This is a genomic window from Acidaminobacter sp. QWL-03 (assembly GCF_058683855.1).
This window is the reverse complement of the sequence record NZ_CM178752.1, coordinates 1,337,276-1,351,188: the sequence shown is the minus strand read 5'-3', so window position 1 is coordinate 1,351,188 and position 13,913 is coordinate 1,337,276. Positions and strand designations below refer to the sequence as shown.

Sequence of the window (13,913 nt, the reverse complement as noted above, 5' to 3'; positions counted from 1 at the left end):
CTGTTGCCAAAAAAGAAGCATGACCAAGATGAGCCACATCAGATTGATCTCGATGAGACGTTTGATCTTGAGGCTTTGGAAGATGAAGAAATTTTAGCCGATGGTGACGGTACCGCAGGTGACTTTGACGAAGAATCACCATCGGCAGAGGTACTGGACTTTGAAGAGGACGAGGACGAGGACATGACGGCGGAAGAAGACGTTATGTCGGACGCCGGACAGCCCCTCAAGGCCGAGTCAAAGAGAAAAAAAGCCAGCACCAAAGTGAAAAAAGCAAGGGCCGGCAGCACCTCAAGCCGCATTCTGGGCACCCACAACCCGCCGGTGCCACAGCCCATCACCCAGACCCTGGAGCACAATTACATGCCCTACGCCATGAGCGTCATCCTCTCCAGGGCCATCCCGGAGATTGACGGCTTCAAGCCTTCCCACCGCAAACTCCTGTACACCATGTACAAGATGAAGCTCCTGGACGGGCCGCGGACAAAATCCGCCAACGTCGTGGGTCAGACCATGAAGCTCAACCCCCACGGGGACCAGGCCATCTACGCGACTATGGTGCGGCTGACCCGGGGCTACGACGCCCTGCTTCAGCCATACGTCGACTCCAAGGGCAACTTTGGCAAAGTGACGTCCCGGGACATGCGTTTTGCGGCCTCCAGGTACACCGAGGTCAAGCTGGACGCGATCTGCAACGAAATTTTCAAAGACATTGATAAAAACACCGTGGACTTCGTGGACAACTATGATGGCCGCATGAAAGAGCCGACCCTGCTGCCGACGGTCTTCCCCAACGTGCTGGTCAGCGCGAACCGGGGCATCGCGGTAGGCATGGCGAGCAATATTTGCTCCTTCAACCTGAAGGAGGTCTGCCAGGGGGTGATTGAATACCTGAAGGATCCCGAGTTTGAGGTTTCCAAAGTATTCACCGGCCCGGACTTTCCGACGGGCGGCTTTCTGCTCTACGATGAGCGCCAGATGTCTGAGATCTACCGGACCGGTCAGGGCTCCTTCAAGCTGCGTGCGAAATATCGCTACGACAAGGCAGAAAATTTGATTGAGATTTATGAAATCCCTTATACCACTACGGTGGAGGCGATTCTGGAAAAGATCGTCGACCTGGTGAAGCTGGGCAGAGTCAAGGAGATCAGCGATCTGCGGGACGAGACGGACCTCAGCGGCCTTAAGATTGCCCTGGAGCTGAAGCGGGGCGTCGATCCGGACGCGCTGATGGCGAAGCTCTACCGCTATACCCCCTGCGAGGACAGCTTTGCCTGCAACTTCAACCTGCTGATCGACGGCCGACCGGCCGTGACCGGCGTCAAAGGCATTCTGGGGGCGTGGCTGCGCTTTCGAAAGGACTGTATCCGCCGCCGCCTGAACTACGATCTCGTCAAGCTGACGGACAAGCTCCACCTCCTATATGGCTTGAAAGCAGTGGTCATGGACATTGACCGGGCGATTCGGATCATACGGGAAACGAATGAGGACAGCCATGTCGTGCCAAATCTGATGTCCGCTTTTTATATTGACGAGCTCCAGGCCAACTACGTCGCGGATATCAAGCTCCGCCATCTCAATAGGGAATACGTCCTGGAGCGCTTGACGGAGACTAAAACCCTCGAGGAGCAGATTGAAAAGCTTCAGAAGACCCTAGAGAATGAGAAAGAGATTGATAAGATCATCATTTCCGAACAACAGCAGATCATTAAAAAGTACGGCAAGGATCGAAAGACGGAAGTCGTCCATTTGAATGAAGTCAGGGTTCACGAGGAGAAGTCTGTGATTGACGCCTTCCCGCTGAAGCTCTTCCTGACGGAGCATGGCTACCTCAAGAAGGTCTCGCTGGCCTCCCTGAGAATGGCCAGCAGCCATAAGCTCAAGGATGAGGACCGCATAGTCCAGGCTCTGGACGGCACGAATGGCGACGACATCCTGTTCTTCACGGACAAGTGTCAGGTGTACAAGTTCAAGGCCCATGAACTGGATGAGCACAAGGCGTCTACTTTGGGACACTATGTCTACAATTTAATTGAGACTGAGCCCGATGAAAAGGTCCTCTACATTGTTAACACCTCGGATTACGAGGGCGAGATGGTCTTTGCCTTTGAAAACGGCAAAGTCGCTAAAGTGCCGCTCAAATCCTACGAGACCAAGACTTACCGCAAGAAGCTCATCAAGGCCTACTCCGATGAGTCCCGGCCAGTCGGCATCTTCTTCGCCCGTGAGGGCGGCGAGCTCTTCCTGGTACGCCGGGCGGGAGCGGACGCTTATACGGCGCTGACCTTTGATCTGGGGCTTGTGGCGCAGAAGGCGTCTAAAAATACGGTTGGCGTGCAGTGTGTCCGGCTTAAAAAGGGCAGTCATGTGGATTACGCTATGCTGACGGAGCCGGGGAATGATGTGGTGGCAGCTTATAAGGTTGCGAGTGTGCCGGCGTCTGGTAAGGTACTGGATCCTATGACCCTGCTTGGGATTCGCGAGAAGCTGGAAGTTCCGCTGGAAGAGGCCTAGGAGGAAACTGTGGGTTGATAGGCGCTGGCCGCAGACACCCAGTTTCTCTTTGTGATATTTCTTGATTCTTTCTGTGTAACTGCGTATGATAGTTATAAGCGGAGCAGCGGAGGGAAGAAGCGTAGCGTCAGCGTAGCAAATGTTGAATCATGTAGCCGTGATTGAAGAGCAAGGTTGGGGAAGCGGGCGTAGAGCCAGCTTCCCCTTTATTTTTGTTGTGGCGAGGGCAAGAAACTGGGTGTCAGACACCAAATTTCACAATGAAACTCGGGGTTGATAGGCATTAGCCGCTGACACCCAGTTTCTCTCAATACTGCAACTTCTATAAGACCTGCTCACATTAATTACTGGACTTTTTGCGGGGGAGTCTGTATAATCAGTGAAAATTCACACAATGGAACAACTTTATGAGCGAAGGAGAATTTTTATGAACCTGACCGAAGAAGTACGCCTTTATGGCTTGATTGGTGATCCGGTCGCGGGAAGCCGTTCCCCGTGGATCCACAACACAGTATTTAATGAGCTGGGGCTCAAAGCAGCCTATCTGGCTTTCCATGTGGAGCCGACACGCCTTGGCGCGTCCATTGCGGGCTTCAGAGCGATTGGCATAGGCGGGTTCAATGTCACAATTCCACACAAACAGACCGTTATAGGTCATCTGGACGGCCTGGATCCCTTCGCTGAGAAGCTCGGTGCGGTCAATACCGTCGCAGTAACGCAGGAGGGTCTCATTGGCTACAATACGGATGGTCCCGGGTTGATCTCGGTACTGCGCCGTCAGATCGGACCTGTTGATGACAAGAAGGTCCTTATTTTGGGTGCCGGCGGCGCCGCCCGCGGCATAGCCGGGTCTCTGATGTATAATGGCGTCAAGGAAGTGGGCATCTGCAACCGTACCTGGACAAAAGCCGACGCACTGATCCGGGATCTTGAGATCTTTGGCAAGGCCCATTTCGTAGATCGCGAAGACTTCAAAAACTATGACCTCGTCATCAACACCACCTCTGTGGGCATGTACCCGTTTGAAGACGCAACGCCTGTTGATGTCAAATACTTAAAACCGGGTGCCGATGTTTGCGATATCGTCTATAAACCAAGACGGACCCGTTTGATCCGCGAAGCGGAAGCCGCCGGTCATAGAGTCATATTCGGCATTGATATGCTGATTGAGCAGGCTGTACTTGCCGAGCAGATCTGGTTCAATCTTTCAGATGAGCAGGTTGATCGCGCAAGGACCCTCCTGCAGACAGAATTGATGAAAGCCCTTCATCCTGGTGAGGGTGAGAAAAAGTGAAGTCGGAAGAACGCTTAAACACGGATGCGTCTGCAGACACCAGCACGTCAACACATGCGAATTCGGTGCAGCTGGACATGCGCATCAAGGGTCAGGATCAGCATTATGAGATCCACATTGGGAACAATGCCCTTGATCAGCTTTCGTCGCTGCTGAAGGGGCGCCGCTGCGCCATAGTCTCGGATGATACGGTGTGGGCGCTCCATGGCAAAACCCTTTGTCAGGCGCTGCTGCTGCATCCCGGGGCTTATGAACAAATTGAAAGCTGGGGTCAGGTTCACAATGAAACATTGTACCTGTCCCCAACTTCAAGTGAGTGTCAGACACCAACATCAACTGAGTGCCTGACACCAACTTCGATTTTGTGCCAGAGCTCTGATGTCAATTTAAACAAGCTCCTCTCCGTTTCAGTCCTTCCAAACGGCGAAGGCAGCAAAAACATGGAACAGCTTTCGCGCCTCTACCGAGACTTTGTCAAAGCGGGTTTGACACGGCGCGACTTTGTCATTGCCTTTGGCGGCGGCGTCATAGGCGATCTGGCAGGCTACGCGGCAGCGACCTGGCTTAGGGGCGTGTCTTTTATTCAAATCCCAACCAGCCTGTTGGCTATGGTGGACAGCAGCATCGGTGGCAAAGTGGCCATTGACCTGCCGGAAGGCAAAAATCTCGTGGGCGCTTTCCACCAGCCGAGGGCCGTTCTGATCCATCCGCAATTTCTAGACACCTTACCGGTCCGTCAGCTGAGAGACGGCATCGCGGAAATGGTGAAAGCCGCCATGATCCGGGATGAAGATCTGCTTCCTATGATCCTGGATCAGTTCCGGGGTCTGCCACGAAATCAATCCAATGACGCACCGACAAAACATAACCAGTCTCAGCAAGGGCAGCAAATTTCCGCCCTGCCAGACATCAACGCCCTTCTGCAGCGCGCCTTAAGCATCAAGAAAAATGTTGTCGAAGCTGATGAAAAAGAGACAGGCGACCGCAAGCTCCTGAATTTCGGCCACACACTGGGACACGCCGCGGAGAGCAGAGGCGGCTACAGTGCATTGACCCATGGAGAAGGGGTCGCCCTTGGCATGCAGTGGATCACACGACTATCGGAAGAAAAAGGCCTTTCGGAATCCGGCACTACAGATTGCCTGGAGTCCGCACTCGCCGAACTCGGCTTTGAGAGCGCCCCGCCACTGGATTTTCCAGCACTGAAGGACTGGGTCCTGAGAGACAAGAAAATGACAGAATCCGGCCTGGAAGTCATCCTGATCAGAAAGCCCGGAGAAGGCTATGTTTATCCCATTGCATCAGACGACGTGGACGCCTTCTTTAAAGTGGTTAAGTCAGACCTATTAGAGCAAAGAGAATAAAAACCACCGACCACATCCCCGAACAAAATTAAAATGAGCCGAAAGGAGACTACCCACTATGAGAAGCACCTGGGGCAGAGCGATTCAGTACTCCCTGTTTGGAGAATCCCATGGCCCTGCCATTGGCATCACCATCCATCACCTCCCAGCAGGCTTTAAGCCTGACCTGGAAAAATTAAAGGCGGCCATGGCCCGCAGAAAGCCCGGTACGGGCGTTTATGCCACAAAACGCTCAGAAAAAGACGAATTCGAAATTGTCTCCGGCCTTTTTCAAGACGCGCTCACCGGTGCGCCGCTGACAGCGCTCTTTAGAAATGAAGACACACGCTCCAGCGATTATGAGGCCTTGAAACGTTTTCCAAGACCATCCCACGCGGATTTCGCCGCCAATGCCAAATACCACGGATTCAACGATCCCCGGGGCAGCGGCCACTTTTCAGGCCGCCTGACCGCACCGCTTGTCTTCGCCGGCGCCCTGGCCGCACAGATTCTCGAGGCTGAGCACGGCATCCGGATCCTGGGCCACGTCGCACAGGTTGGCGATATCCTGGACACAGGCATTGACGACATGGCGACCCAAGTAACCGAAAAAAACCAAGACGCGCTACGCAAAAAAGAAATGCCGTTTTTCTCGGACGATGCCATTGCACAGGCCAAAGTTATGCTGGCGAAAGCCCACGAGGAAGGCGACTCCATAGGCGGCGCCATTGAAGTGGGCGTCACCGGACTACCCGTCGGTTGGGGCGATCCCGTCTTCGAAGGCATCGAGAGTCTTCTGGGACAGCTGCTGTTCTCCGTACCCGCAGTCAAGGCCGTCGAGTTTGGCGCAGGCACTGACTTTGCCGCCATGCGCGGTTCCAAGTCCAACGATCCTTGGCGCATGGAGGGCGACCGCGTCGTCAGCGAGACCAACCACAGCGGCGGCATCAACGGCGGCATCACCAACGGTATGCCAATGCGCCTGAAAGTCACCTTCAGACCGGCCTCCAGCGTTGCCCTCACCCAGCAGACCGTCGACCTTCGCGAGCACGTCAACGCCGAGCTCAGCGTCACCGGCCGACACGATCCCACTATTGTCGTTCGTGCCGTCCCCGTCGTTGAGGCCGTCACGGCCATCGGATTACTTGAGGCGAAAGCCAACGCCGCAGAGCTTCTGGCGCGGTATTAGGACGTTACATGCCCATCGGCAGAGAACTTCTTTAAAAGCTTCTGCCGATGGTCACCAAAGCCACCCACCACGCCCCAAGCCACCAGGTCAAACACCAGGCGGCAGGGCGCTGCTTTTATGGAAAGGACCTGATTCATGCAAAAACTGCTCGATGGCATCGTTAAATTCAGAAAAGACGACTTCGACACGCACAAAGAGCTGTTCACCAGTCTGAAGCGTCAGCAGAACCCCCACACGCTCTTTATCAGCTGCTCAGACTCACGCATTGACCCGAACCTCATCACCAAGACGCTGCCGGGCGAGCTCTTCATCATCCGCAACGTGGCCAATCTGATCCCGCCCTACAGAGACACCGGTGAATTCGTGGCGACCACCTCAGCGGTGGAATACGCCGTCCTGTCGCTCAACGTGAAGAACATCATTGTGTGCGGCCATTCCAACTGCGGGGGCTGCGCTGCTGGGCTGAACCTGCCTGAGACCCTGTTGACCATGCCCCATACAAGGAAGTGGCTGGAACTGGCAAAGCCCGCCAGGGAGAAGGTCCTCAGCACCATGACCGGTGAAGGTCCCGAGGCCAGGGAGTGGATGATGGAGCAGTACAATGTCACGGAGCAGCTCAAGAATTTGTGGAGTTATCCGTACATCCGTGAGCGCGTTTTGGCTGGAGCACTGAATCTAAGCGGGTGGTACTATATCATTGAGACCGGCGAGGTCTTCATTTACGACAGGGAAGAGGGCGCGTTTGTACTGGCTAACGGTTAGGGCGAAGCGGGGCGCTGTTGGATTCAGGCTATAGCCCCCCCGTGCTTTCGCCGGACGAAGGGCGCAGAATACTCATAAGAAAGGCCACTGTGGCTGCGGAAATCGTGTAAAAGCGATTTGCCGATGGTCACCGTGGCCTTCTTTTTTGTTATAATTAAAATAACGCCTGGAGTCACAGGCGTCAGAAAGGTTTCAGATTAGTCATTGTCTTGAAAGTTTTGTTTAACCATCGATCGCGTTGAAAATATTAATGATTGTCTCTTAACTGCTACATCCACTGGGCGAAAGATTCTCGAATTTGATCCCTGCAGTTAACGCACACGTATTTGTTCTTAAAACGAATCAAATCTGCAGAGTTATGACAAATTTCACAAGCCATTTCGAATTCACCGGGGTTCTTGATTGCTGCGTTTAGAGTGCGATTTTTGGTAGAATTCATTCGAGACATTTCCTCCCTAAAAATATTTTTTTGTGACAAAATCAGTGTAGCATTAAAAGGGTCGAATGTAAACAGGTGGAAGGGATGTTTTATTATACTATTTCGAATTTTTTGAAAAATTAAACCTGATGCTTGAAATCAGTTTTTCTGGTGTATAATAAGACCAGTGACAAAAGCTATAAATGTGACGGAAGAGGAGGAGATCGCTTTGAAAATGGGCGAAAAACTAAAAAAAATTATTAGATGGCTGACTGTTCTTTTCTTTATCGTCACCTTGCTTAAAATTTATTATGAACTCCGTCTTTTTGATTTGATGCTCGGTATTTACGAAGTGGAACGGCATCAAAAAAAGGCAGCCTTGGTCTCGAAAAAGGCATTAATGTTTATCACCAAGAGAAGCGAAGCAGACACGGCCATAAAAGAACGGATGAATGAACTCGGCTGGGATTATGTGGATACTTTCGGAAACGGCTATATTTTTTCAAATGATGAAGAAGAAATTTTACTCAGACGTCATGATTACGGCATAGGCTATTCGACCTTTGAAATTCATCCAGGGAAAGAATATCGCAAGACTTTCACTGAAAATACAGAAACTGTGGACGCTTAATGGACGGCTTTTCCAAATGCTATATTATGCTATATAAAGAAGACATTTTCGCTGGTAATTGTTCAAATAAAAAACCAAAAAAGATATGAGATTTCAGGTTGACGTGAACGTAAAATTAGTGTTAAGATAACTAAGGTCGCTTGAGACGACTCCTGAGGACTGGGTAACCGGTCCTTTAAAATTCGCATAGTGACTGCGGTTGAGGCTTATAGCACCAGCAGTTGATCACACAAGTGAAACCATTCGATCCTTGAAAACTAAACAGTGTACAACCCAAAATTCTGAAATAAAAAGTCGGTTCTGCTTGGAACCGGCGAAGTGATTTCTGATTATGGAAATAACGGAAGTCAGTGTTACAACTGCAGTTTAAGGATTATGATTAAGAGTTTGATCCTGGCTCAGGATGAACGCTGGCGGCGTGCCTAACACATGCAAGTCGAGCGCGATTAGTTGGACTGGAGGCTTCGGCCAAAGGGAAGACTATGAAAGCGGCGGACGGGTGAGTAACGCGTGAGCAACCTGCCCTGTACAGGGGGATAGCCACTGGAAACGGTGATTAATACCCCATAACCCCAAAGGACCGCATGGTCCAATGGGCAAAGCCACAAGCGGTACAGGATGGGCTCGCGTCTGATTAGCTAGTTGGTGAGGTAACGGCTCACCAAGGCGACGATCAGTAGCCGACCTGAGAGGGTGAACGGCCACACTGGAACTGAGACACGGTCCAGACTCCTACGGGAGGCAGCAGTGGGGAATATTGCACAATGGGCGCAAGCCTGATGCAGCAACGCCGCGTGAGTGAAGAAGGCCTTCGGGTCGTAAAACTCTGTCCTAAGGGAAGAAGAAGTGACGGTACCTTAGGAGGAAGCCCCGGCTAACTACGTGCCAGCAGCCGCGGTAATACGTAGGGGGCAAGCGTTATCCGGAATCACTGGGCGTAAAGGGTGCGTAGGCGGCTGATCAAGCCAGGGGTGAAAGGCAATAGCTTAACTATTGTAAGCCTTTGGAACTGGTCAGCTTGAGTGCAGGAGAGGAAAGCGGAATTCCTAGTGTAGCGGTGAAATGCGTAGATATTAGGAGGAACACCCGTGGCGAAGGCGGCTTTCTGGACTGTAACTGACGCTGAGGCACGAAAGCGTGGGGAGCAAACAGGATTAGATACCCTGGTAGTCCACGCTGTAAACGATGAATACTAGGTGTCGGGGGTCAAAGCCCGGTGCCGCAGCTAACGCATTAAGTATTCCGCCTGGGGAGTACGGTCGCAAGACTGAAACTCAAAGGAATTGACGGGGACCCGCACAAGCAGCGGAGCATGTGGTTTAATTCGAAGCAACGCGAAGAACCTTACCAGGTCTTGACATCCCTCTGAATGGCGCTTAGCAGCGCAGGTCTTTCGGGACAGAGGAGACAGGTGGTGCATGGTTGTCGTCAGCTCGTGTCGTGAGATGTTGGGTTAAGTCCCGCAACGAGCGCAACCCTTGCCTTTAGTTGCCAGCACATTATGGTGGGCACTCTAGAGGGACTGCCGGTGACAAACCGGAGGAAGGTGGGGATGACGTCAAATCATCATGCCCCTTATGATCTGGGCTACACACGTGCTACAATGGCCGGTACAACGAGAAGCGAAACCGCGAGGTGAAGCAAATCTTTTAAAGCCGGTCCCAGTTCGGATTGCAGGCTGAAACTCGCCTGCATGAAGTTGGAGTTGCTAGTAATCGCGGATCAGCATGCCGTGGTGAATGCGTTCCCGGGTCTTGTACACACCGCCCGTCACACCATGGAAGTTGGGGGGACCCGAAGCCAGTGATCCAACCGCAAGGAGGAAGCTGTCGAAGGTAAAACCAATGACTGGGGTGAAGTCGTAACAAGGTAGCCGTATCGGAAGGTGCGGCTGGATCACCTCCTTTCTAAGGAGAAAATTGGGGTACACTGTTTAGTTTTGAGGGATTGATGAAAATCAATTTCTTGAAAACATCATATTGAAGCAAACTTGATGAGGAGAGCGCCGTTAATTCAGTGTTCGAGACAACTGGTTTTGCGATATCTTGGGCGTGTAGCTCAGGTGGTTAGAGCGCACGCCTGATAAGCGTGAGGTCGATGGTTCGAGTCCATCCATGCCCACCAAGTTAGCTTTTTGCGAATGCGCGGCATTAAGCGCTGAGCAAAAAGCGGTTTTTCACCGCCAGGTGAAAAAAACTACCATGCACTTCTTTAATAAAGATTGTATGGTCTAAAAAACGGTTGCTTATGCAGCCACAAAGCAAAAGTTCAGGAGGAGCCACTGGTTAGATAGTTTTTTTCACCTAAGGTGAAAAAACGTATTTTACTCAGCGATTAATACCTCGCTTCGCAAAATACTAACGAAGCGGCGAAGAGTGAAGCTTTTGCGCCTCGCACCTTGAAAACTGCATATGGAAGAAAACGAAGAAATATCGAGGATAAACCCATGACGAGAGATCGTCATATGATCAAGCAATAAAGAGCATAGGGTGGATGCCTTGGCACCAGACGCCGATGAAGGACGTGGTAAGCTGCGAAAAGCTGCGGGGAGTTGCAAGCAAACCTTGATCCGCAGATGTCCGAATGGGGAAACCCATCTGCCGTAGTGGGCAGATATCCGTACATGAATACATAGTGTGCGGAAGGGAGACTCGGGGAACTGAAACATCTAAGTACCCGAAGGAAGAGAAAGAAAGTATCGATTTTCTGAGTAGCGGCGAGCGAAAGGGAAACAGCCCAAACCGAGGCCTACGGGCGTCGGGGTTGCGGACGAGCCATAGAGTAAGAGGTAACCTAGTCAAAGAGTGCTGGAAAGCGCTGCCGTAGAGGGTGATAGCCCCGTAGACGAAAGGTGAAGACTGAAAGAGCTCGATCCAGAGTACCACGGGACACGTGAAATCCTGTGGGAAGCAGGGAGGACCATCTCCCAAGGCTAAATACGATCTGGTGACCGATAGCGCATAGTACCGTGAGGGAAAGGTGAAAAGAACCCCGGGAGGGGAGTGAAATAGAACCTGAAACCCTATGTTTACAAGCAGTGGAAGCGCCTGAAGATGCGCGACCACGTACTTTTTGTAGAACGGGCCAACGAGTTACGTTACGCAGCAAGGTTAAGTGCTTAAGGTACGGAGCCGAAGCGAAAGCGAGTCTGAATAGGGCGAAAGTTGTGTGACGTAGACCCGAAACCGGGTGACCTATCCATGAGCAGAGTGAAGCAAAAGTAAAATTTTGTGGAGGCTCGAACCCATGTCTGTTGAAAAAGGCTGGGATGACTTGTGGATAGCGGAGAAATTCCAATCGAACTCGGAGATAGCTGGTTCTCCCCGAAATAGCTTTAGGGCTAGCCTTAAAGAATGAGACACGGAGGTAGAGCACTGAATGGCCTAGGGGCTTTCACCGGCTACCGAAGCTTATCAAACTCCGAATGCCGTGATCTTAACTTTAGGAGTCAGACCATGTGTGATAAGATTCATGGTCGAAAGGGAAACAGCCCAGACCGTCAGCTAAGGTCCCAAAATGCAGGTTAAGTGGAAAAGGATGTGGAATTGCACAGACAACTAGGATGTTGGCTTAGAAGCAGCCATACATTTAAAGAGTGCGTAATAGCTCACTAGTCGAGTGGTTCTGCGCCGAAAATGTCCGGGGCTAAAACCTGCTACCGAAGCTACGGCTTGATGCTATGCATCAGGGGTAGGGGAGCATTGTGTAAGGGCAGAAGGTATACCGAAAGGCGTGCTGGACATTACACAAGAGAGAATGTTGGCATGAGTAGCGAGAGGCAGGTGAGAATCCTGCCCGCCGAAAATCTAAGGTTTCCTGGGGAAGGTTCGTCCGCCCAGGGTAAGTCAGGACCTAAGCTGAGGACGAAAGTCGTAGGCGATGGACAACAGGTGAAGAGTCCTGTACCGCCAAATAGCGTTTGAGAGATGGAGTGACGCAGGAGGATAGGCAGAGCGCACGGTTGGAAGAGTGCGTCCAAGGGCGAAGTCTGTACGGGGAGGCAAATCCCCCTGTATAAGGATGACGCTTGATGGGGAGTGAAACTAAGTAACGAAGCTGCTGATTTCAGACTGACAAGAAAAGCTTCTATCGAGTTATAAGGCGCCTGTACCGCAATCCGACACAGGTAGATGAGTAGAGAATACTAAGGCGAGCGAGAGAACCATTGTTAAGGAACTCGGCAAAATAACCCCGTAACTTCGGGAGAAGGGGTGCCCCAGACGGTGTCAAAGCCGACTGGGGCCGCAGAAAACAGGCCCAAGCGACTGTTTAACAAAAACACAGGTCTCTGCTAAATCGAAAGATGATGTATAGGGGCTGACGCCTGCCCGGTGCTGGAAGGTTAAGAGGAAGTGTCAGAGCGATCGAAGCACTGAATTGAAGCCCCAGTAAACGGCGGCCGTAACTATAACGGTCCTAAGGTAGCGAAATTCCTTGTCGGGTAAGTTCCGACCCGCACGAAAGGCGTAACGATTTGGGCACTGTCTCAACAATGGACTCGGTGAAATTGTAGTATGGGTAAAGATGCCCATTACCCGCAGCAGGACGGAAAGACCCCGTGGAGCTTTACTGTAGCTTGGCACTGAACATTGGTATTGGATGTACAGGATAGGTGGGAGACTAAGAGGCATGGACGCCAGTCTGTGCGGAGTCGACGTTGGGATACCACCCTTTCAATATCGCTGTTCTAACCCGAAGCCGTGATCCGGCTTGGGGACACTGCCAGGTGGGCAGTTTGACTGGGGCGGTCGCCTCCCAAAATGTAACGGAGGCGCTCAAAGGTTCCCTCAGTGCGGTTGGAAATCGCGCGAAGAGTGCAAAGGCAAAAGGGAGCTTGATTGCGAGACAGACAAGTCGAGCAAGTACGAAAGTAGGACTTAGTGATCCGGCGGTACCGAATGGAAGGGCCGTCGCTCAACGGATAAAAGCTACCCCGGGGATAACAGGCTTATCTCCCCCAAGAGTCCACATCGACGGGGAGGTTTGGCACCTCGATGTCGGCTCGTCTCATCCTGGGGCTGAAGTAGGTCCCAAGGGTTGGGCTGTTCGCCCATTAAAGAGGCACGCGAGCTGGGTTCAGAACGTCGTGAGACAGTTCGGTCCCTATCCGCTGTGGGCGCAGGAAATTTGAGAGGCGCTGTCCTTAGTACGAGAGGACCGGGATGGACGCACCGCTGGTGTATCGGTTGTTCCGCCAGGAGCACGGCCGAGTAGCTATGTGCGGCAGGGATAAGCGCTGAAGGCATCTAAGCGCGAAGCCCCCCTCAAGATGAGATTTCCCATTCGAAAGAAGTAAGACCCCTGATAGACTAACAGGTTGATAGGTCTGAGGTGTAAGAGCGGTAACGCTTTCAGCTGACAGATACTAATAGGTCGAGGGCTTGATCAAGGTTTGCAAATCGATATTAGAGTAATCTTCCGTATGCGGTTTTGAAGGTGTGAACACGTTTTTGAGCGCATTTAATATCAACTTAACGGCTTCGTAAAAAAGTTGTGGGAGATCCTAAAATGCCAGTAAAAACCGATTGACAAGTGCTTCAAACCTTGATAAAATCAATATTGTCGCAACATGATCCGGTGACTATAGAGAAAGGGCCACACCTGTTCCCATCTCGAACACAGAAGTTAAGCCTTTCATCGCTGATGGTACTTGGGGGGCAGCCCCCTGGGAGAGTAAGTCGTCGCCGGGTAAATGGTGAATCTGATTGAAGACTTCGGTCTTCAATCAGAAACTCCAGGATTTACAGCTAGAAACGCTAAAA

7 protein-coding genes, 1 tRNA gene and 3 rRNA genes are annotated in these 13,913 nt (G+C 51.8%); 10 read left to right on the top strand and 1 reads right to left on the bottom strand.

Annotated elements, in window-relative coordinates; genetic code table 11:
* Positions 1-3 precede the first annotated feature (3 nt).
* The 4 genes from AC4PHM_RS06160 (at position 4) to aroC (ending at position 6,340) form a co-directional block, all read left to right on the top strand.
* On the top strand, positions 4-2,514 hold the full coding sequence (locus AC4PHM_RS06160) for a DNA gyrase subunit A (protein WP_492020015.1): 2,511 nt from the start codon (positions 4-6) through the stop codon (positions 2,512-2,514).
* Positions 2,515-2,941: 427 nt separating this feature from the next.
* The gene (aroE, locus tag AC4PHM_RS06155) at positions 2,942-3,808 is read left to right on the top strand and encodes a shikimate dehydrogenase (RefSeq protein ID WP_492020014.1); all 867 of its coding nucleotides are present in this window, start codon (positions 2,942-2,944) and stop codon (positions 3,806-3,808) included.
* A complete protein-coding gene (gene aroB / locus AC4PHM_RS06150) occupies positions 3,805-5,172 on the top strand; it encodes a 3-dehydroquinate synthase (RefSeq protein WP_492020013.1) in 1,368 nt (455 codons plus the stop codon). Before aroE ends, aroB begins: the two co-directional genes overlap by 4 nt.
* Before the next feature lie 58 nt (positions 5,173-5,230).
* A complete protein-coding gene (gene aroC, locus AC4PHM_RS06145) occupies positions 5,231-6,340 on the top strand; it encodes a chorismate synthase (RefSeq protein WP_492020012.1) in 1,110 nt (369 codons plus the stop codon).
* Here aroC and AC4PHM_RS06140 read toward each other — a convergent pair.
* Positions 6,337-6,477, bottom strand: a complete 141-nt coding sequence (locus tag AC4PHM_RS06140; protein WP_492020011.1) for a hypothetical protein — start codon at positions 6,475-6,477, stop codon at positions 6,337-6,339. The genes aroC and AC4PHM_RS06140 overlap by 4 nt on opposite strands.
* Here AC4PHM_RS06140 and AC4PHM_RS06135 point away from each other — a divergent pair.
* The 6 genes from AC4PHM_RS06135 (at position 6,476) to rrf (ending at position 13,841) form a co-directional block, all read left to right on the top strand.
* Positions 6,476-7,102, top strand: a complete 627-nt coding sequence (locus tag AC4PHM_RS06135; protein WP_492020010.1) for a carbonic anhydrase — start codon at positions 6,476-6,478, stop codon at positions 7,100-7,102. The genes AC4PHM_RS06140 and AC4PHM_RS06135 overlap by 2 nt on opposite strands.
* A gap of 647 nt (positions 7,103-7,749) precedes the next feature.
* Positions 7,750-8,151 carry a hypothetical protein gene (locus tag AC4PHM_RS06130; RefSeq protein ID WP_492020009.1) on the top strand — a complete coding sequence of 134 codons (402 nt, stop codon included), beginning with the start codon at positions 7,750-7,752 and terminating at the stop codon, positions 8,149-8,151.
* A 375-nt stretch (positions 8,152-8,526) separates the two neighbouring features.
* Positions 8,527-10,058, top strand: a 16S ribosomal RNA gene (locus tag AC4PHM_RS06125).
* 140 nt (positions 10,059-10,198) lie between these two features.
* A tRNA-Ile gene (locus AC4PHM_RS06120) sits at positions 10,199-10,275 on the top strand.
* Positions 10,276-10,617: 342 nt separating this feature from the next.
* Positions 10,618-13,540, top strand: a 23S ribosomal RNA gene (locus AC4PHM_RS06115).
* Positions 13,541-13,724: 184 nt separating this feature from the next.
* A 5S ribosomal RNA gene (gene rrf / locus AC4PHM_RS06110) occupies positions 13,725-13,841 on the top strand.
* Together the 16S, 23S and 5S rRNA genes with 1 tRNA gene alongside form the textbook arrangement of a ribosomal RNA operon.
* Positions 13,842-13,913: the final 72 nt, after the last annotated feature.